Here is a 20,936-nt window from a genome sequence, read left to right on the forward strand (position 1 = left end):
GCTCTCAGCTTCCGTAAACTGCTAGATTCTCTAGATCTACGAACGATCAATTGCCCGGTTTAACTTCTATAATTTCAATGCTTCCATCTTTTTTACCCACAATAGCCATAGCTGCAATTTCGATAAATAGGCCGTGTTCTACAACTCCCGGAATACTTTGGATGGCCAGTGCCAGCTTCGGTGCGGACTCAATCGCTTCGAACCGGCAGTCTGCGATGTAATTGCCGTTATCTGTTTTGTACAGCTCTTCTCCGCTACGACGCAATTCAGGATTGCAACCCAGCTTCGCAAGTTCAGCCACAGTCCATTCCCATGCAAAAGGAACAATTTCTACAGGCAGCGGGAATTTGCCGAGTGTATTTACCACTTTACTCTCATCGGCGATAACGATCATACGAGTACTGTTACTCGCAACAATCTTCTCCCGAAGCAGCGCGCCGCCGCCGCCTTTAATAAGCTGCAGATTGCTGTCCAGCTCGTCCGCTCCGTCAATGGTCAGGTCCAGACTATCAATATCCCCAAAAGCTACGATTGGAATTCCCAGTTCACGCGCCTGTTCTTCGGAAGCACGGGAGGTTGCTACAGCGGTAATCTTTAGACCTTCACTGACGCGCTCACCAAGTCTGTTGATCGCCCAATAGGCAGTAGAGCCAGTGCCAAGGCCGATCTTCATGCCATCTTTTACAAATTCCACTGCTTTTTCCGCGGCTAATTGTTTAACATTGATACTCATTTTATTACCCCCATGTTATCCGTTATAATGATCTATGATGATGTTGAAATCACCTATTGTTCAGGAGGATTCCGGATGAGAACCGAAAACCAAATTCAATCTAAAATCAACGAATTGACACTGCAGCGCAGATCTCTGGAATCAAGATTAGCTTCATTAACAGAAGACAGTCCACAGCAAGATAACCTACAAACTCAGCTCACTAGAGTAGAAGATATGATCATGATGCTGGAATGGGTGCTTAATGCACCCGTAGGGAGATATCATGCCTAAGTGCTGACTGGCATCCATTATTTTACCAATCAATGTGCCGGTAGCTGTGTTTAACATAAAACGCGATTGCTTCCGGCTGTTTGATTCTTTTTTATATCCAAATTTGTATTATGCTTTGCGCAGAGCAAAAAATCAATATCTTTCACCCTACTCTATGTATATTGTAAATTCACTGCATCCTCTAGATTGAGAACCATCTCTTTTTCTGTGTGATTAGCCGTCCTGTGTAAGTAGGCTTTATGCTCAGAATACGCATTCAAAGGCATTGGCCTACTAATCTTGTCAAGCATATTACGCTCGACATCGGCCAGTAAGTAATCCCCTTTACCCGCAGCAACTCTGCACAGAATAATCATAGCTACAGGCTTGTTCACAACAACCGCTCCATTCGACCGCGCAAATACAGTGTATTGAAATAACGGAATGGCCTCAGGTTCTTCAACACTAGCTGCACTAGATTGGTCAAAGATAGAATACATAAGGGAAGGATCACTTGATGCAGTACCGAGTTTCTTCTGATTAGACACCAACTTGCTGTTCTGGTAGGCAAGGAATCCCGCTGCTGCCAGCACAAGCACAAGTAAAATAACCAATATCGCATACATCATCCCATCCCCACCCCCCACTCCAAAATAACAATTCCGGTTATATATTATCATGGAGGGAGGCCTAAGCCAATCTTATATTATCTGAAATTCAGCGCATACAGGTAATACTGGTTCTATAAAGTTATTTTGAAATATTCAAAATAACAGTTGAAACTTTGATTTGCATGTCTCATAATGTAAATATGAATGTTGCTTGTCAATCCATATGGAAATCAAGGGAGGAAATTTAAAATGAAGTTTTTCTTGGATACCGGAAACATTGAAGAAATCAAACGTATTACTCGCCTGGGACTAGTGGATGGAGTAACGACTAACCCTTCGCTGATCGCTAAAGAAGGAAGATTGTTCAAGGATGTTATCAAAGAAATCGTTGCAATCGTTCCAGGACCTGTAAGCGCAGAAGTAATCGGACTTACAGCAGAAGAAATGCTCAAAGAAGCATACGAAATTGCTGAATGGGCTCCAAATGTTGTAATTAAACTCCCTATGACTGAAGATGGCTTGGAAGCTTGTTATGAGCTTACTAAAAAAGGCATCAAAACTAACGTTACACTAGTATTCTCCGCGGCTCAAGGTTTGATGGCTGCTAAAGCAGGCGCAACTTATATCTCTCCTTTCGTAGGTCGTCTGGATGATATCGGTGTTGATGGAATGAAGCTGATCAAGGATCTGAAGACTATCCTGACTAACTACAACTTGAAATCCGAGATCATTGCAGCAAGTATCCGCAACATTGCACATGTTGAGCAAGCAGCTATTGCTGGTGCTCACATCGCTACAATCCCAGGCTCACTTCTGCCAACCCTCTGGAAGCACCCGCTGACAGATAACGGTATTGAACGTTTCTTGAAGGATTGGGAATCCGTTCCACAAGCATAGAAATAACTTTTATTCTTTTATCAAGAGGGCTATCCCACAAGCTGCGGCAACGCAGCTTAGGGATAGCCCTTTTTTCCATCCAGAGACATTGCAGAGGTTTGGCGAACACGTTTCGGCCAGATCGGAGGAATTATCTTCTCTGTATCTTTAACGCCTGGTTCTCCCTTTTCCCCCTTACTCGGAGTTACCGCAAATAAGGTCAGCAATCCACCAATTGCCCCTACTGTAGCCATCAACGCGAACAATACCCAATGCCCACTGCTTAACAGCAGCGATACCACCGGCGGTCCCAACGCTACCCCTATAAACCTCATACTACTATAAAGAGCGGTTATCGTGCCGCTGTTCTCCTTCTCAATCCCCTCCGTGATTAAAGCGTCCATACAAGGAAGTACAATCCCGATTCCAACACAGCCTAAACCCATAAACCCTACTAAAAAATAAATGCCTTTGTTGAATCCCGCACAAATCATCGCCGCAGTCAGTAACACCATGCCTCCAAAGCCCAGCCATTTCATTAGCGTTTTATTCTGACCAATGATCTTTCCTGTGCCATAGGAGGACAGACATAAGAGGGCAAGCGGTATCGCCAGCACAAACCCCTTCGTCGCCCCGTGCATTTTATATTTAGTTTCCAGCATTTCTGATAAATAGAATTGGACACCAAAGGTCACAAACATACAAATGCCGCCTATGGCAAAAATAGCATACAGCCAACGCCCTTTTTTACGTAAAACACTCACAATTCCAGATAAAAACGCTCGGATTTCCTGTTTCTCAGGTTCATCCTTCGCTTCGGGCTTTCGGACGAGAAATAAAACTAACAAAAATGAAATTAGACATAGAATGGGAATTGCAATAAAAGGAGCAAACCAGAGCCATATCCCAAGATAGGCACCAAGAATTGGACTGAGAACTTTACCAAACGTATTGGAGGTCTCAATGATTCCCAGACTTTTGCTCACATCCTCTTCTTCCTTGAACAAATCGCCTACAAAGGGTATTACAATTGGAAAAGCACCCGCTGCACCAATTCCTTGCAACAGACGCCCCGCTAAGATCACCCAATAAGCGCTAACCCCCTTCATAAACCAAGCAGCTACCACGCAGACGGCACCACCAATTGCGGCAATGATTAAACTAGGAAGAATAACCTTCTTTCGCCCAAAACGGTCTGACAGATAACCTGCAATAGGGATCATTACAATTGCCATCAATCCATACACGGTAATCAGCATACTGACTTGAAAAGCACTAATGCCTAGTTCTTTGGAGATCTGCGGCAGAATAGGCAGCAGCATGGAGTTACCGAGGGTCATTATTAGTGGGATTGATGCTAAGGCAAGCAGATCCCATTTTCTTTCCTTCATGAACTGACCACCTTTGTCATTGTGTACAACATTCTTTATTGTGGTTTGTTCGCCCTTCTTTATTCATGAAAACAAAAAAACCGTCCCTCCGCTGCTGCGAAAAGGACGATCTTAAAATGAAGAGATCTATGGTTACAGCGATCCGGCGCTTAAAGATGCCACATTAGCGGACGGAATAAAATGACTAGGTTCACCCAGGCTAAAAATATGCAGTAAGTGCATAGCCCGAGTGCAAGCCGTATAAAACAATTTGCGTTCACTTTCTCTGCCATATTGTTCAGCCGAGCCATCAAAGATGACGACCGCATCAAACTCCACACCTTTTGCTAAATAAGCAGGCAGAACCAGTGTCCCCTTCTGAAAATTCGGCGTTTCCTTTGTAACAAGTCTTACCGGCAGGCTACGATTCAGTTCAGCATGAACCCTTGCGCTTTCCTCCGCTGTTTTGCAGATGACAGCTACATAATGATATCCCTCAGAATGCAGCTTCCGGATATCCTGTTCTACAGCATTCAGAAGCTCCTTCTCGCTGGATACCACACTTAGCTGGGGTTCTTCTCCCCGCCGATTAAACGGTACGATTCGTTCTCCTCCAGGGATCATTGACCGCGTAAACTCCACGATCTCAAAAGTTGAACGGTAGCTTTGGGTTAACGAGATCACTTCTGTGTTTTCTTCACCATATATACTTACGAGACTAGACAAATCCCCCAGTACCTCACCTTGTGCATAAATGGCCTGGTTCAGGTCGCCTAATACGGTCATTTTTGCTCTTGGAAATAAACGGCGCATGAACTCTAATTGGAATGGAGAGTAGTCTTGTACTTCATCTACAATCACATGGCGGATCAGTGTGTTGGTCCGGAAGCCTTGGCTTAACTCCTTCAGATAAAGGAATGGTGTAGCGTCTTCATAAGCAAGCTCGTTCACTCCAATAGATTCCAATGTCTGCTCACAGATATCATCCCACACCTCTGGTAAAGGATAATCACCATTGAGGCGCTCCATAAGTTCGCGATCTGTAAATAACGTGCTGTACAAGCCCTTAACGTCTACAAATCGACCCCGTTTAGTCCAACCACGCAGTGGTTTGAGCCGCTGGCTGACTACATAACGAGATAACACTTCTTTTTCGGTATCAAAATCGTCAAAGCTATCCTGCGAAGCTTTCTTCTTCCGGCGCAACATCTGATATGCACGGTGATAATCGCTGGAATCCAGCAGCTCGATCTGATCTTCAACCCACTGTGCATTTCTTTCCTCATGGGTAAAATCTGCGATCTTCTTAAGCAGCCAGCGGATCATCAAATCCACACGATTCGCAAGCTTTATGGCAGGATCGTACGCGTAGAATTGGCGTTCCATTTCTTCTTTACTGACCACTGCTTTCCCTTGAAACATTAAAGGTTTAAAAAGCATGCCCTCCTGTTCCAGCAACGTAGCATATCGCCGAATCACATCTAGGAAAGGTACAGACGATTTATAGGCAATGCCTTCTCTGCGTATAGCCACCTCAGGACCATCAGGAGCATTTAGTAGACTTTCGGTCTGACTAAAGACATCTTCGAGCTGGAATTCATGACCAAGACGATGTTCCAAATACATTTGAAACGTTGTTTGCTGCATATTTTCTTCGCCTAGCTCCGGGAGCACTGTAGATACATAGCTGTTAAACAGCGGATTCGGTGAGAACAGCAGCATTTGATCTGCTGATAATACTTCACGGTATTTATATAGAAGATAAGCTACCCGCTGCAATGCAGCAGACGTTTTCCCGCTTCCCGCTGCTCCTTGCACAACTAGCATCCTGCTTTTGTCGTTGCGGATAATCGCATTTTGCTCTTTCTGAATTGTAGCAACAATACTTTTCATCCGATCGTCAGCGCTATGACTTAGCACCTGCTGCAGCAGCTCATCCCCGATCGTAACCCCAGTGTCAAACATAACTTCAATTACACCGTCAGCAATAACAAACTGGCGTTTAAGGTTCATTGTTCCGGAGACTAATCCTCCAGGTGTTTCATAAGCAGCGGGACCAGGAGCTCCGTCATAATACAGACTGGAAATAGGCGCGCGCCAGTCATAAATCAAAAAGGCACCATCATCCTCCATCAATGATCCAATTCCTAGATAAATCTTTTCCAGCCCGCCAGTTGGTTCCTCGGTGAAATCAATTCGGCCAAAGTAAGGAGAGACAACCAGCTTTTTATATTTTTTCAGCGCTTTGCTTGATTGCAAATGATGACGTTCCCGTTCATTTAGGATTTGGGACTGTTGGCGAAGACTTGTTGAGGTTTCTCCCAAATCATCCGGGCTACTGAAGTTTACGGTTACCTCTTCCCAGAAGTCTTTCCGCATATCCACTACATCACTGCGATGAAGTCCAAGCTCCTCTGATAAATGGCGAATATGGGCTGACAGAAGTTTGGTTACTCCGTCAACCCGTTGCTGTTCCTCTTTCCACTGACTTTCATTGTTATCCACTACATTTCATCCCCTTTTGGAAGGTTGACATTCCATTTGAATCGTGATATGATAAATTTGCATATTTATGTTTTTAAATGCATGTTTATTCGATATCTTCTCATTTTAGCAATTACAAGTTGAGATTTCAAGTATTCTCTTAAATAGATGATCCGGTCCCTAAGGGACCGGATTTTTTTACTGTTACAAAGCTTATATGTTGCTCTTCACAAGGTTATGTTTAGGCTTCGTGCACAGATTCTTTCTCCTCTGCTATACGATTCATCTGATCGGCCACTTTATCTAAGCGCTCCAATTGATATCCGTAATCATAAATCGCCGCTGCCACAACATATAAACGCAGCTGACCTATTTTCTCTGCATTATACCCCAAAATCGCGGTATTCAGAAATTCATCATTGTCTTCTTCCAAGGGTTCGGAATCATTGGCATTGGGCTTTAATTTATCTTCAAACTTAAGTAAGATGTGCTGATGATATTTGATTAAATGTTCCAAATGATTATCAAATAGAGCATCTGTATGTTCGGTCCGATCCGCCTGGAAATAATGCCGATCAACGGCCTCGAGAACATCGTAACCTTTTTGCAAAGAAGCTAACAGGTTCTTATACACAACCATTTGTCTAGTCTGGCTATACTTGGCCCGTTTTAACTGCTTCTGCTCCTCCTCAAACAATGCATACTTATCCGCCAACGATTTTATGGATGAATGCAAGGCATTTTTTTCATCACGAAATACACTTTCCTTCATCTCATGAGAAACCGCTGTTCTCAGCAATAAAGAGAGGCTTGAAAAAACATTCTCAATTTGCTTAATGTATTGCTTACGAGGTTTTGGAGGAACGACAATAATATTGATTAGAAATGCAGAAACAATACCTGTCAAAGTTAATAAAAAACGATTAAGTGCGAATTGCCATTCACCCGAAGCCTCCATCACTGTTATTACAGTAACTAACGTAAGACTTATCGTATCCGCCCGGTTGATTTTCATACTGATCATAATGACTAGAATACAGACCAAACCGACTGCTATTGGGCTGTTAGATAACAGCATCCCTCCGAGTAAAGCCAGAACGGCCCCCATTGTACTAGTCGTGAGCTGGTCAAGAAAATAACGCCAAGAGCGATAAATAGAGGGCTGCATAGCGAAAATCGCCGCAATCCCTGCACCCACGGCAGAAGGAAATTGAAGCATTACAGCTAAATACAGGGCTAGCGTAACGGCCAAACCTGTTTTAAATATGCGAGCTCCTAAAGCCAAACCTATCCCTCCTAAAAATTAGCCCACGCTACAATATGAACATCAGCGAACCCTCGTACTTCTAATTACCCCAGCCTGGAGTTGATGAATTTTAAGAACATTTAAGCTCTCACTCATGTTTCTTTCAGCTTTCAGGGAATACTAATCCGAGTAGTGCCTATCACATAACATACGAGGTGAGTGAATGAATAACCATATCAAAAGATTAATGACTTTCACAACCGTTATTTTTCTCAGCCTGTCTCCAGCTCTTGCGCCAATTGGAAGTGCTTCTGCTGAGAAAGTAACCCCCACAGCCACCGCACCTGGTGCCCACCCTTCAGAGAAAGGTCACGGTCACCATCCAGGAAAAGACGGAAAGGTTAGGGCTGGTGGACATTTCATTATTTTTGAAACGGCTAAACTGCTGGAAATGGATCGTACAGAGCTAATCAATAGCCTGAAAGCAGGCAAAACGCTCCCGCAGCTTGCTCTTGAGAAAAAAGGCTGGACGGAAGATCAATATATTCAGAAGCTCTGCGAATCGGCAAACCAACGGCTGGATCAAGCCATCACCGAAGGACGTCTGACAAAAGACGAAGCCCAAAAGCTTAAAGCAGGACTTCCTGCGATGCTGAAGCAAAGAATAAGCAAAATGGGACAATTCCAGGATCGCAAAACATCTGAACAACATGTGACGACCCCTTAACCAATCTTCTTCCACATAAAGACGGATATCTTCATGCGCTATGAAAGATATCCGTTTTTGTATCTATCCTAATTCGTACGCGAGCTCTTGTAGATTTGAAATAAACAAATGGACAACATCAGCCAAGCGCCACTAGCCATATATCCCCCAATAACGTCACTCGGATAATGAACACCCAAATAGATACGACTCCAGCCAATCCCCACGGTCATGAATACAGCGAACATTATTAATAAGACCCGTTCATGCCTCCGCCGCAGATGACGCCACAGTATAAAGGCAATAACGCCGTACAAAGAAAAGGCTGCCATTGAGTGCCCGCTCGGAAAACTATAACCAATCTCTTCGACAATACGATGTAAATTCGGACGTTCTCTGTGAAAACATAACTTCATTATTGTATTCAAGAGCTGTGAGCCTAATCCAACCCATAGGAACAAGATTAATTCAAACCGGTGTTTCAGCAAAAAATAGAGCAGTGCCATGGTAACGATAGATATGCCAATAGCGATCTTAGAGGAACCAATTAGAGATAAACCTTTGGCGAATGAGGTCAACCCCGGTGATTCCGCTGATTGTACCCAATCAATAATATAGTTATCAAAGGTTGATACCTTATTCATACTTACAAGGACAGCTATAACGGCGAAACACGCAGCAAAACCTAAAAAAAAGCGAAAAGCTCTAGACCAGTTCTGATAATAAAGCATAAATACCTCCATGTCTATTCTGGTGACTGTTGATCTCATTTCCAGTGAGGGACTAACCCATGTTATAATTATTGAGAGAAAAAAAATTCACAGAAGATGGAGTGCTGCCAAAGTGGAGAGTTTAAAATTGCAAGAACGATTGTTGAACCAGTTCATTTCCACAAAGGTGCCTGTGACGATTTTTACGACGAATGGTGTGAAAATGCAAGGGCTCGTAACCTCGTACGATGCTTTCACAATCACTTTACAAGGTCAAGGTGATGGCAGGCAAAATGTGCTATTCAAATCTGCAGTATCCACTATTGTACCTCTTAAGCCCGTTTCGCTCAAATAGTCTTCTCCCTCATTCACCTCATCAACCAGATAATCACAGGCTTTTATTTTCAAAAAAAGGGAACACCGGACTTTATATCCGGTGTTCCCTTTAGCATTTCCCAAGATCACTTATTCACTCTTCAAGCGGAGTAACTTTATGCAGGAACAATTACGGGCTTCACACATACCGGTTTGGATACTTCAGCTGTATTTCCAGTAAATTCGAGTCGGCCACTAGCCGCTTCTATTGAAAATACAACCAGGTTATTCGCATCACGATTCGCTACTATAAGATAAGCTCCATCTGGTGTCAATGCGAAGTGACGCGGATGTCCTCCACGAGTAGATACATATTCAAGATGTGTAAGCTTAGCAGAAGCATTATCCACCGCATATACGGCAATATTATCAGCCCCACGGTTTGAAGCGTACAGATATTTCCCATCCTTGGAAATAGCGATTTCAGCGCATGTATTCTCTTCGTCAAAATCATCAGGCAGTGTCGGCACTGTATCTACAGTGTGCAGAGTGCCTGCGGCACTGTCATATGTAAACGATGTAATGGTGGAATCCACCTCGTTAATTACATAAGCAGACTTTCCGTCTGGATGGAAAGTGAAGTGGCGTGGTCCCGCTCCTGGATGCAACGCCGTATCACCATGTACCTCTAGTTTGTTGGTTTCTCTATTGATTCTATAGGCCCGAATTAAATCAAGCCCAAGATCAGATACAAACACATACTGCCCGTCCGGACTGAAAATAGCGGAATGGGGATGAGGGCGGTCCTGCCGTTCAGGATGTTGGCCATGACCTGAATGTACGGCCACATCAACTAATTGATCTGCAGCTTTATCTTCATTTAATTTGATCAAGCCAACACTTCCACCATGATAACTACATACAACCACGTATTCATCATTCAAATCTCTATTGATATGGCAGGTGGTTGTTTGACGATTGCCAGAGGCAGGCATGGAGGGAATGCGTTTCAGTTCACTCAATTTCCCGTCCTTTAGATCAATAGCAAAGGAAATAACCTCGCCTTCTTTTCCACCCTCATCATTCGGTTTTTCTCCTATAGCGTATAGACGTTTCTCTGCGGCATCTACATTAACAAAGGTAGGATTAGTTAAGCCCTGCACCGAATCCAGCAGCTTTAGCGTACCACCTGCAGCTCCATCGAATTCAAACACCTGCACTCCGCTTTCTGCGGCACTTGCATAAGAACCTGTAAACAGCAATAACTTATTCTGCTCATTCATCTCTATATTCCTCCTCAAAGTATTGCTACTTCACACTCATTAGATGTGATCATCTATATAATCTACAATTTTTAAACGTTAATTACAAACGATAAAGTTAGAAATGTACGAAACAATTCAAAAATGGGTCTTTCCAACGATTAACTGTTGTGATATAATGAAAGCGCTAACATTAGTCTTTTATTCCGTATAAAGGGGGAACATGAATGAGTAGCATCCTGCTGGAAGCCAGAAATGTGTACGAGGACTTCGAGGTGGAGACAGACATTCTGTTCTTTAAGGTCGGGGATCATGATTTGGTCATTTTTCACGGCAGAAACTATAACATAAAAAAGAGAATGACTGCCGAGCAATTAAATCGATTGTTGTCCAATTCAAGTTATTATCATGTGTACGGTGGCTGTTATGTCAACCTGAACAAGATCAGCTCTATCGCAGATGACTGCATTTATTTCGGTGAAATGGGCCTGTATGCTAAAAACGTACGTGTCCCAAGACGAAAACAAGAAAGCATTCGTCATCTTCTGAAAGGACTGAAGTAGACATCTTATTCCCATTAGCCGGAAGGGCATGTTACTGATGCCATTTCCGGCTTTTTGCTTTTTATTAATAGAAACTTAAAAAGATCCTGCCTTTTTTTATACTTTCTTAAGGTTTAGGATTAGGATTTCTGTTAAAGTTGTAAATAGACAAGCAACACCTATATTGAAGGGAGTCATTACTAATAATGGACAAAAAAGATCTGAATGGAAATGAGAACTTAGAAAACAACGGAACCACGGAAGAAGATTTGAACACTTCCGAGATTATCAATGAAGAGGTTGAAGTAGCGCAAGCAGCTGCTGAGGAACCTGTGAATACAACAAAAGCAGACAGTATTCCAGTAATGAACAAAGTCGGTGCGAACAACGCTACGCCACCTACACCTCCGACTGCTGCTCCTAGAAGCAATAAAGCTTGGATGATTGCCTCTATCGTATTAGCTGCAGCACTAATCATTGTTCTGGTCGTCCAAAAAGACGACAGCAAAAAAGCTGTTGCAACAGTAAACGGAACAAAAATTACAAAAGAACAACTTTATGATAAATTGATCGAAGCAGGCGGAGAAAGCACGCTGCAATCTATGATTACTACTGAGCTTGTTGATCAAGAGGCTAAAAAAGCCAACGTAACTGTTACAGATGAAGACATCAACACTGAACTTGAAGATCTTAAAGCACAATTCGGCGGAGAGGCTGCCTTTAATGCTGCTTTGTCCCAAAGCTCAATGACTGTAGACGACTTGAAAAAGCAAATGCCGCTGCAAGTAAAGCTGCGTAAAATCCTTGAGCCACAAGTCACTGTAACGGATGATGAAATCAAAGAATACTATGACACAAATAAAGCTACTTTCAGTGAAGAAGAACAAGTTCGCGCTTCCCACATTCTCGTTGAGACTAAAGAAGAAGCAGATGCAATTCTGAAACAACTGAAAGAAGGCGCAGATTTCGCTACTCTTGCCAAGGAAAAATCCTCTGATACGGGTTCCAAGGATAATGGCGGAGATCTAGACTTCTTCAAACGTGGCGATATGGTAGCTGAATTCTCTGATGTAGCCTTCAAGCTAAAAGTTGGTGAAACCAGTGATGCTGTGAAATCCGATTATGGTTATCACATCATTAAAGTAACCGACCATAAAGATGCTAAAGACTATACACTGGAAGAAAAGAAAGATGAAATTCGTAAAACTCTAGTTTCGCAAAAGGTTTCCACTCTGTCCTCCACTTGGTTGTCAGAAACAACTGAAAAAGCAAAAATTACGAACACACTTACTGACGCTAAAGAAGATGCAGCTGCAACAGCTGAGCCAACTGCAAGCGCAGCAGCAGGAAATGAATCTACTAAATAATTGTGCCCGTCAAAAAGCAGGACAAGCGTTAATAAACGCTGTCCTGCTTTTTTTATTTCTATGCTCAGGCCTTTGATTAAGCATTAATGGCCTTTTTTACGGATTTGTTTATCGTGGTTCTCCCCCCACTCTTTCGCCTGCGCTGTGGCAATTGAAATCGCCCGCCCCTCCTCATAACCATCTTCGAGGAGCGCATTCGCAATATCGATTGCCTTATTGCGAACAGGTGCTGTGAAGTTCTTTAATGATTCTGGATAATCCTCTTTGTTCCATGGCATACAAAAAACCTCCTTAACCAGTCTATATACATACTTAGCCTGGTTAAGGAGGTTTCAAACGCTTATCTCACTTATTTAAAGACTTTCACACGATCTTCAACCGGTTGGAATTGTTTCTCACCAGCAGGAGTAACGGTTTTACCAAATGGCAATTGAGCAATCAATTTCCATTCTTGCGGGATGCCCCATGCTTCTTTTACTTCATCATCAATCAGTGGATTATAATGCTGCAAGGATGCACCTACACCTGCTTCAGAAAGTGCTGTCCATACTACAAATTGCAGAATACCAGAGGATTGGTTAGCCCAAATTGGGAAGTTCTCAGCATATAGAGCGAAGTTCTCTTGCAGGCTCTTCACTACCGTTTGATCTTCGAAGAATAGTACGGAACCGTAACCTGCTTTGAAAGACGCTAATTTTTGCGCTGTTCCTTCAAATTGTTCGGCAGGAACGATTTTACGCAATGTTTCTGTAGTGATATCCCATAGCTTATCATGTTGTTCACCAAGAAGAACAACGGCTCTTGAGCTTTGAGAGTTGAATGAAGTTGGGCTATGTAGCACCGCTTGTTCAACGATTTCTACAATTTGTGCATCCGAAATCGTAGTTTCTTTACTGATGGCATATATGGAACGTCTTCCTTGTACTGCTTCAAAGAAATTGTTAGACATAAAATAACTACCTCCATTAATTTAAGTAACTTACTTTTGTATATCTTAGCACCTTTTTTCTGAAAACACAACAGTTATTCACAACTTATTTTGTCGGATATATTCGTTGCCAACTCTTATTGTCGCATTTATGGGCTTAATTATGCACCTGATCTATTAATCATTAATCAATTCATGCGGGCTAGAAACTGCCCTCTTCCTTTTCCGATATACACTACGAGCTAAAATGCGCTACAATAGTGCAGCAAATGTATAGAAGGAAGGTTATAATCATGAATTTTCTGAGCAAGAAAGCCCTTGTTCGACATAAAAAATCAGTCTTTACCTCTTTGTTGCTGCTCCTTTTCCTGAGCTTGGCTCTAACTAGCTGTAAAGACACAAATTCGTCTAATTTGACCTTTACAGAACTAGATCCGACTGATCTTCACCCCCTCACTTTCTGGGTGGCAACGGATACTCACTTCTTAGATAAGAAGCTTCAGGATGGCGGTACAGCTTTTCAGAAATATGTAACTGGCGGTGATGGAAAAATGCTGCCTTACAGTGATGAAATCCTTGAAACCTTGGTTTATGATACTGAGCAGCAGAAGCCTGATTTTCTCATCCTCAGTGGAGATTTAACAAATAACGGAGAACGCAGCAGCCATCAGGAGCTAACCCAAAAACTAAAGCGAATTGAAGCGCAGGGAACCTCTGTTTATGTCATTCCAGGCAACCATGATTTATTTAATCCTTGGGCCAGATCCTTCAGCGGGGATAAGCAGCTCGTTACGGATTCTATTACAGACAAAGACTTTACCAAGATGTATGAGAATTTCGGCTACAAAGAGGCTGTATCACGTGATAAAGAATCGCTAAGTTACATCGTTAAAGCAGCTCCAAATTTATGGCTCCTTATGATTGACAGCAGCCAATATCATAACAATCAGAAATACGGTTTCCCCCAAACGGACGGACGCCTGACCGCCTCTACCCTATCATGGATAGATAATTCAGTTAAACTGGCAGCCAAGGAGCATGCTTCTGTCCTCACGGTTATGCACCACAACCTACTAAGCCACACCTCTATGTCTGTTTCAGGCTTTAAGCTTAACAACAGTCAGGAAACAATAAAGTTACTTCGTGAAAATGAACTTAATTTAGTCTTGTCAGGCCATATCCATATGCAGGACATCCGGGTAGACCCGGCAACTTCTTCGGAAGAAATGCCAATTTATGATATCGCAACAAGTGCAATGGCTGTTTATCCACATCAATATGGAGCGATGACCTTCGATCCTCTGAGCAGAACCGTTAATTATGAAGCAATGCCCATAAATGTAGAAGGATGGGCTAAAGCTAATGGCATTACAGATCAGAATCTTTTAAACTTTAAGACCTATGCTGAGGATATTTTTGCTACAAACTCTTATAACAAAGCTATGGATGGTCTAAAGGAGAGTTCCTTTACGCAGTCTGAAAAGGCATCGATGGCTGAGGTAATGGCCAAGCTAAATGTAAGATACTTCGCGGGGACAGCCGGCAGCTCCTCAGAAGATATTAAAGCGATGCCAGGTTACAAGCTTTGGGAAGGCCTACAAGAAGGTTTCTTAGGTGGATACATCCAAAGTATGACAGAGAATAAAGAGCTTAGTAATATAGCTTTAGAGGTGGTATTAACGAAGCAATAACTGGTTTATGTATTTCATATAAAAAACCCAGCCTCCACTCGCATTTATGCGTCAGATGGAAGCTGGGTTTATTGTGTTAATTGATCGTTAAGATGCAACTAGTTCCGTACAATAGTAATCCAACCATCTTCATCTACCGACACAGTAGCATGAAGCGCTTCAGCAAGCAGACGCAAGGATACATATGCATCGCCATACTCGTCAACAAATACAGGTTGGGCAAGCTTTACAGCCGTGCCGTTAATCAAGGCTTCGGAAGAACCGATTTTGAACACCAGTTTATCTCCGTACACACCATCAGTAACGTTAATTGCACGATTGACAGTATCCCATTCTACAGTAGCATCTAAATCTTCTGCCAAATAACGCAGTGGGATATAAGTAGTGTTCTTGTCTACAATCGGGTAATAATATTCGTCATCAGGTTCGATAACAATGGTTCTCTTCGTAATGCCCAGATCATCCTTCAATATACGATATACATCAGAATCTGGGGCAAAGTTTCTCAAAGTCTCTCCAGGTGTAAGCCCGGAAGAAATATCAAGTGCACCTTCAGTGCTGATTGGATCAGCAGTTACAGCACCGCCAATGTTCCAAACCTGACTGGAAGCTTTAAGCGAGAGACTCTTCAGTGGGAAATCCTCGGTACCCGGAAGCGCCACTTTCAGATCAACATTCTGTTTACGCACATGCAGAGCACTATCAACGAAAATATCAACAGATAACTTCGTATCCTTACTCAACACAGTCTTAATCTCAGGAGTTGATTTGTAAAGACTGTCCACTTGATTGTCATATACTAGCAGCAATGCATCAACAGCCAATTTGGCAGCATCATGCAATACAGTTACGACAGCTTCTTTATCATCCAGTGGAATATCTCCGAATCCAAGATTGAAAATATCGCCAGAACCGTCTTCATCCATAGCTTTGATCACAGGGTACAGATAGTCGTAAAGACCACCTACCAATTCAGTAAAACCTTCTGTGTCTTTGGAGACAGACTTCAGGAAGCCTTTTAACAGTGCAGGAAGCTCATCACCAGTCACTTCTGCATGCAGCTTCGTCATGTTCAACTGCTCGCCATACACAGCATCACTAACCGGTGTAATGTTGATTACGCCAGGATTAGGAAGATTCTTAACAACGAATTTCGTCAACAGCTTACTGACATCTTCAGCTTTTGCCGTATCCAAGCCTACTTCACCTAAGATTTCATCGTATCCTTGTACAGGGAAGTAGAACGGTTGTTTTGCTCCTTCAACTGTAAAAGCAAGTGTTTGTTTGTCCATAAACAAGGTGAATGGAATATCCAATTGTTTATAACCAACAGTTCCTTGGGCCGATAAACTCCCATTATCTTGTAACTTAGCTTTACTAATATTCAAGGAAAAAGAATTAATAAGATCAACCATTTCCTTATCTTCCGCGCTAATTCCCTCTATGGGCTCAGCATTCATGGAAAAAGTCATACTGGATTCTGATGATTTAACATCAACATCCCCAATCAACGCCTTATTAACATCGAACCCCCCTACCGACTGACAGCCGGCAAGAACTAGCATCAGTGCGACAAAAGGCAAAAACCACTTCATTTTTGCTTTAACTCTACTCATAGCATGTCTCCTTCATCTTATTTTGTGAAATCAATCCATTATCTCAGCTAAGGTAAGTTTTGTAAATCAAAGTTCCTTTTATTGTAAAATGTTTAAATATTCAACAAACTTCGCCATTCGATCTGAGCCCATTCCTTGTAAATTACAGCCTTAACTATTGCCAACATCAGTAAATGTGCAGGATAAAATGACCACCACACCCAGCGCGGAACCCGATGCCGCTCCAAGCGATTCCAAATCAAAGGCGTAAAAGCAATCAGCAAGGTAGGTAAAATACTTAGCATCTGTACAACCCAATAATTATAAAACATATAGAATAGATTCAGTGCCAAATGGGCTCCAACAAGCCAGTACGATTTCGTATAACGAAAAATCAATACTAAGAGCAAACCGTACGCGTTATAATCTATAGGGTAATAATCCATTAACACTATAGCAGCAATTACCACAGGTATACCTAGCCATAGTGAAGGCAGTTTGTCCAAAATAACCAGTACGATTGCCGACAGCAATAACGTAAACACCACGTTCCAGCCACCAGAATTTAGCGCTAAATTATAGGGAATCTGAGCAATAATCGCTATCAAGAGCAACCGTAATAAATATTTAGGTCTGGATGAAGTATGGATATGTCCCTGCACAAGCCCATAACAATAAATCGGAAAAGCTATTCTCCCTACATATCTCCAAGCAAGATTCTCCGGGAAAAAGATATAGCCAATATGGTCGATTAGCATCGTCAGCATGGCAATAATCTGCATTACAATCCTCCTTAAGCATGTTGAAATATAAATTCGCCAAGCCCTTCCTCATTTCCTTTACCAATAAGCAAATGAAGAACGCGGAGAAACGATCATCCGCTTTCTGTGCACCTCCCCCCTTGACTTTATCGAATACTATTGAGTAATATTAACTAGCAACAGAATATGGCAATGATCAAAGACATGATTTCCTACACGAACTGTCCAGAGAGAGAAGTCCGGGCTGCAAGCTTCTCCAGTTACCGGTTGTGAAGTTACCCCTTTGTAGCCGTGACGCTGAATCCGTAGAACTTTGTTTTTCGGTAGTATGCGGCACCGATTTATCCCCGATATCGGATACCAATGAGGTCCTGTCCATGTGACAGGTCGAATTAGGGTGGAACCACGAGCTGAACGCACTCGTCCCTTTCTGGGAGAGATGCGTTTTTTTGCGTTCACAACTAACAATATTTGAGAAACGGAGGCTAAAATCATGAAGATCAAGGTAACACTGCAAGATGGAACAATTAGAGAGGTACTGCAAGGAACAACGATTAAAGAAGCAGCAGGTGCCATAAGTACCAGTCTGAAAAAAAATGCTGTAGCTGGAAAAATTGATGGAAAATCTGTTGATCTAAACCAAGCGATCGAACATGATTGCCGGCTCGATATTGTTACGTTGGATAGCAAAGACGGTCTTGAGGTTTATAGACACAGTACTGCACATATCATGGCGCAGGCCATAAAACGTATATATGGAGATAAAGCTGTCCAGCTAGGCATAGGTCCTGTTATCGAAGACGGCTTCTATTATGACATTGATATTGAGAAACCTCTATCCACTGATGATCTTGCTGCAATCGAACAAGAAATGGCGAAAATCATCCAAGAGAATCACCAGATTATCCGCCGTGTGGTGAGCCGCGCAGAGGCCATTAAACTTTTTGAAGATTTGAATGAGCCTTTAAAGCTGGAGCTTATTCATGATCTGCCGGCAGACACAGTATTAACTATTTATGATCAAGGTGAATTCTCCGATCTTTGCCGTGGACCACATCTTCCCTCAACTGGCTTGGTCAAAGCCTTTAAGCTGTTGAATGTAGCGGGTGCCTACTGGCGTGGAGATTCCAATAACAAAATGCTGCAACGTATTTATGGAACTGCCTTTCCTAAAAAAGCGCAGTTAGAGGAACATTTACTGTTTCTTGAAGAAGCTAAAAAACGTGACCACCGTAAGCTCGGCAAAGAACTTGAGTTGTTCATGTTTTCTGAAGAAGCGCCAGGCATGCCCTTCTATCTTCCCAAGGGAATGACAATCCGTACAGAGCTTGAGAACTTTGCCCGGGAATTACAAAGACAGAGAGATTACGATGAAGTTCGTACACCGCTGATGATGAACAATCGGCTTTGGGAGCAGTCAGGGCACTGGGATCACTACAAGGACAATATGTATTTCACAAATGTAGATGAAACAAAATTTGCACTTAAGCCGATGAACTGCCCTGGGCATATGCTAATTTTCAAAAATAATCTGCATTCCTACCGGGAACTGCCTATCCGTATCTCGGAATTTGGTCAAGTGCATCGCCATGAATATTCTGGAGCACTGAACGGGATGATGAGAGTCCGCACTTTCTGCCAGGATGATGCTCACCTCTTCGTTTTGCCAGAGCAAATTGAGGATGAAATAAGACGGGTAATCTCACTGATTGACCATATTTATCAAGTGTTCGGCTTTGAATATAAGATTGAATTATCTACTCGGCCGGCAGATTATATGGGGTCTGAAGAGTTATGGGATCAGGCTGAACAATCTTTACAAAATGTATTAGACAATCTCGGGATCGAATATCGTGTGAATGAAGGGGATGGCGCGTTCTATGGACCTAAGATTGATTTCCATATCCTAGATGCGCTAAAACGAAGCTGGCAATGTGGTACAATCCAACTAGATTGGCAAATGCCAGAGAAATTCGATCTTACTTACATCGGGGAAGATAATCTTAAACATCGCCCGGTCGTAATCCATCGCGCTGTGTATGGGTCGATCGATCGTTTTATGGGGATTATTACTGAGCATTTCGCTGGGGCTTTCCCACTGTGGCTCGCACCTGTTCATGCGAAGTTATTGCCAGTCTCTGAGAACTATGTTGACTATGCACTGCAAGTGAAGCATCAAATGGAGAAGGCTGGCATTCGTGTCGAAGTAGATATTCGAAATGAGAAGTTAGGCTACAAAATTCGTGAAGCTCAGCTTGAAAAAGCACCTTACATGCTCGTACTGGGGGAGAACGAAAAAAATTCCGACACTGTCTCTGTAAGAAAACGTGGTGAAGGTGATCTTGGTTCGAAGAGTATCCAAGACATCATTAAACAGATTAATGAAGAGATTATTAGTAAGAGATAAATTTAAGGGGCTGTCTAATCGTAGAAAAACTACGTTTGAGACAGCCCCTTCTTTATAACCTATTCATATTCACATGAACTCTATTTTACGTACAGGCGGCTGCTTTCTTCCCAATATTCGCCTGGTTTCAGGCTGAACAAGCCGATATCATCAGCAGGAAGGTCTACCATTGGCGCATTCACCAAGTTAATTTGTGGCTCAGGGCAGAAGAACTGTTCTGTAGCACCGTTATTCCAGATCATCCATTGTTTGTACGAAGTCCCTACATCGTACACCAAGGTTACTCCAGCTTTGCTATCGGTAAGCTCCATCCGGTTGCGTCCGTTCTGAGGTACAGCCGTGTAGTGATTGTCCATCGATGCAAAATATGGATTCACACCTTCTTCACGAAGCTGAACTTCTCCTGGCTCCAACGCCTGGAATTTGCCTGTTGGCAGCATGCGGTCGTTAAGCTCCCAGCGCTCGCCAATAGTAGCTTTTACGCGGTAATCTTGTGCCGAGCTTCCTGGTGCGAATGGTGCGTTAATGGCAGTGTGGAATGCCAGCAAGCAAGGCATCACGTCATCTCCATCATTGTGTACCAGCACCTGTTGAGATAATCCTCCTTCGCCGAGGGTATAACGCAATTTGATCGTATACTTATGTGGCAAATATTGATAAGAAGGATGATTCTCATCCACCTTGATGAATACGGTTACGAAGCTTTCAGTCTTACCGCTGCCAAATTCTTCGACTTCCCAAGCTGCAGTATGTAAAAATCCGTGTAAATGGTTGCCCGTTGCAACTTCATTTACGGGGAATTGATAAGTTTGACCATTCCATGGAAATTTACCATCCTCATAACGATTTGGAGGAAATAATACAGGAATTCCGTGAATCCCCGGACTTGCCTTGAAGGCTTCCATTTCTTCAGCTCCAGGCTCATGCAGGAAGCGATATCCGTTTTCGGTATCACGGAAACAGATCAGGTTGCCGCCAATGCCTGGCAGAATAGCTGCCTCATAACGACCGGCTTTCAACCAGATAGCTGCTTCTCCTTCATATTGTCCTTCATACGCTGTGATTGACATAATATATTGT

The 20,936-nt window shown here is 42.7% G+C and carries 20 protein-coding genes; 8 read left to right on the forward strand and 12 right to left on the reverse strand.

Going from position 1 to position 20,936, the window contains the following annotated elements; all coding sequences use genetic code 11:
* Positions 1 to 46: 46 nt before the first annotated feature.
* Positions 47 to 727, reverse strand: coding sequence for a ribose-5-phosphate isomerase RpiA (gene rpiA, locus MHH49_RS28390; protein ID WP_141118500.1), 681 nt, complete (start codon positions 725 to 727; stop codon positions 47 to 49).
* Between the two features lie 81 nt (positions 728 to 808).
* On the opposite strand from rpiA, the gene MHH49_RS28395 reads away from it, so the two are divergent.
* Complete coding sequence (locus MHH49_RS28395; protein WP_036686261.1) at positions 809 to 1,006, forward strand: hypothetical protein; 198 nt, start codon at positions 809 to 811, stop codon at positions 1,004 to 1,006.
* Between the two features lie 152 nt (positions 1,007 to 1,158).
* Here the strand turns inward: MHH49_RS28395 and MHH49_RS28400 are convergent, their stop codons facing one another.
* Entirely contained in the window at positions 1,159 to 1,614 is a 456-nt protein-coding gene (locus tag MHH49_RS28400) for a hypothetical protein (RefSeq protein ID WP_036686259.1), read from the reverse strand.
* 231 nt (positions 1,615 to 1,845) lie between these two features.
* Here MHH49_RS28400 and fsa point away from each other — a divergent pair, with 231 nt between their 5' ends.
* Entirely contained in the window at positions 1,846 to 2,493 is a 648-nt protein-coding gene (gene fsa, locus MHH49_RS28405; RefSeq protein WP_036686257.1) for a fructose-6-phosphate aldolase, read from the forward strand.
* Between the two features lie 56 nt (positions 2,494 to 2,549).
* Here the strand turns inward: fsa and MHH49_RS28410 are convergent, their stop codons facing one another.
* From MHH49_RS28410 to MHH49_RS28420, 3 genes are all read right to left on the reverse strand, one after another.
* Complete coding sequence (locus MHH49_RS28410) at positions 2,550 to 3,863, reverse strand: MFS transporter (protein ID WP_081390134.1); 1,314 nt, start codon at positions 3,861 to 3,863, stop codon at positions 2,550 to 2,552.
* Between the two features lie 132 nt (positions 3,864 to 3,995).
* Positions 3,996 to 6,347, reverse strand: a complete 2,352-nt coding sequence (gene helD, locus MHH49_RS28415; RefSeq protein WP_036686255.1) for an RNA polymerase recycling motor HelD — start codon at positions 6,345 to 6,347, stop codon at positions 3,996 to 3,998.
* Positions 6,348 to 6,567: 220 nt separating this feature from the next.
* Entirely contained in the window at positions 6,568 to 7,611 is a 1,044-nt protein-coding gene (locus MHH49_RS28420; RefSeq protein ID WP_036686253.1) for an FUSC family protein, read from the reverse strand.
* A 184-nt stretch (positions 7,612 to 7,795) separates the two neighbouring features.
* On the opposite strand from MHH49_RS28420, the gene MHH49_RS28425 reads away from it, so the two are divergent.
* A complete protein-coding gene (locus MHH49_RS28425; protein WP_036686251.1) occupies positions 7,796 to 8,299 on the forward strand; it encodes a hypothetical protein in 504 nt (167 codons plus the stop codon).
* Positions 8,300 to 8,367: 68 nt separating this feature from the next.
* On the opposite strand, the gene MHH49_RS28430 is transcribed toward MHH49_RS28425, so the two are convergent.
* Positions 8,368 to 9,009, reverse strand: a complete 642-nt coding sequence (locus tag MHH49_RS28430; protein WP_036686249.1) for a phosphatase PAP2 family protein — start codon at positions 9,007 to 9,009, stop codon at positions 8,368 to 8,370.
* A gap of 112 nt (positions 9,010 to 9,121) precedes the next feature.
* Here MHH49_RS28430 and hfq point away from each other — a divergent pair, with 112 nt between their 5' ends.
* Positions 9,122 to 9,343 carry an RNA chaperone Hfq gene (gene hfq / locus MHH49_RS28435; protein ID WP_036686247.1) on the forward strand — a complete coding sequence of 74 codons (222 nt, stop codon included), beginning with the start codon at positions 9,122 to 9,124 and terminating at the stop codon, positions 9,341 to 9,343.
* A 136-nt stretch (positions 9,344 to 9,479) separates the two neighbouring features.
* On the opposite strand, the gene MHH49_RS28440 is transcribed toward hfq, so the two are convergent.
* Positions 9,480 to 10,586, reverse strand: a complete 1,107-nt coding sequence (locus MHH49_RS28440) for a lactonase family protein (protein WP_036686245.1) — start codon at positions 10,584 to 10,586, stop codon at positions 9,480 to 9,482.
* 206 nt (positions 10,587 to 10,792) lie between these two features.
* Here MHH49_RS28440 and MHH49_RS28445 point away from each other — a divergent pair, with 206 nt between their 5' ends.
* On the forward strand, positions 10,793 to 11,128 hold the full coding sequence (locus tag MHH49_RS28445) for a LytTR family transcriptional regulator DNA-binding domain-containing protein (RefSeq protein WP_036686243.1): 336 nt from the start codon (positions 10,793 to 10,795) through the stop codon (positions 11,126 to 11,128).
* Between the two features lie 185 nt (positions 11,129 to 11,313).
* Positions 11,314 to 12,474: a peptidylprolyl isomerase gene (locus MHH49_RS28450; RefSeq protein ID WP_036686242.1), complete on the forward strand. Its 1,161-nt coding sequence runs from the start codon at positions 11,314 to 11,316 to the stop codon at positions 12,472 to 12,474.
* A gap of 83 nt (positions 12,475 to 12,557) precedes the next feature.
* Here the strand turns inward: MHH49_RS28450 and MHH49_RS28455 are convergent, their stop codons facing one another.
* Complete coding sequence (locus MHH49_RS28455) at positions 12,558 to 12,752, reverse strand: hypothetical protein (protein ID WP_036686240.1); 195 nt, start codon at positions 12,750 to 12,752, stop codon at positions 12,558 to 12,560.
* A 71-nt stretch (positions 12,753 to 12,823) separates the two neighbouring features.
* Entirely contained in the window at positions 12,824 to 13,423 is a 600-nt protein-coding gene (locus tag MHH49_RS28460) for a nitroreductase family protein (protein WP_036686239.1), read from the reverse strand.
* Positions 13,424 to 13,695: 272 nt separating this feature from the next.
* Here MHH49_RS28460 and MHH49_RS28465 point away from each other — a divergent pair, with 272 nt between their 5' ends.
* Positions 13,696 to 15,093, forward strand: coding sequence for a metallophosphoesterase (locus MHH49_RS28465; protein WP_051491447.1), 1,398 nt, complete (start codon positions 13,696 to 13,698; stop codon positions 15,091 to 15,093).
* A 98-nt stretch (positions 15,094 to 15,191) separates the two neighbouring features.
* Here MHH49_RS28465 and MHH49_RS28470 read toward each other — a convergent pair whose 3' ends face one another.
* Both MHH49_RS28470 and MHH49_RS28475 read right to left on the reverse strand, forming a co-directional pair.
* Positions 15,192 to 16,709 (reverse strand): copper amine oxidase N-terminal domain-containing protein, encoded by a 1,518-nt coding sequence (locus MHH49_RS28470; protein ID WP_051491446.1) that lies wholly within the window; start codon positions 16,707 to 16,709, stop codon positions 15,192 to 15,194.
* Positions 16,710 to 16,801: 92 nt separating this feature from the next.
* A complete protein-coding gene (locus MHH49_RS28475) occupies positions 16,802 to 17,470 on the reverse strand; it encodes a TraX family protein (protein ID WP_036686237.1) in 669 nt (222 codons plus the stop codon).
* Between the two features lie 472 nt (positions 17,471 to 17,942).
* Here MHH49_RS28475 and thrS point away from each other — a divergent pair, with 472 nt between their 5' ends.
* Positions 17,943 to 19,856, forward strand: coding sequence for a threonine--tRNA ligase (gene thrS / locus MHH49_RS28480; RefSeq protein ID WP_036686236.1), 1,914 nt, complete (start codon positions 17,943 to 17,945; stop codon positions 19,854 to 19,856).
* 80 nt (positions 19,857 to 19,936) lie between these two features.
* Here thrS and MHH49_RS28485 read toward each other — a convergent pair whose 3' ends face one another.
* On the reverse strand, positions 19,937 to 20,926 hold the full coding sequence (locus tag MHH49_RS28485; protein WP_036686233.1) for an aldose 1-epimerase: 990 nt from the start codon (positions 20,924 to 20,926) through the stop codon (positions 19,937 to 19,939).
* Positions 20,927 to 20,936 lie beyond the last annotated feature (10 nt).

The organism is Paenibacillus sp. FSL F4-0122, assembly GCF_038002845.1.
Lineage (GTDB): Bacteria > Bacillota > Bacilli > Paenibacillales > Paenibacillaceae > Paenibacillus_AQ > Paenibacillus_AQ odorifer.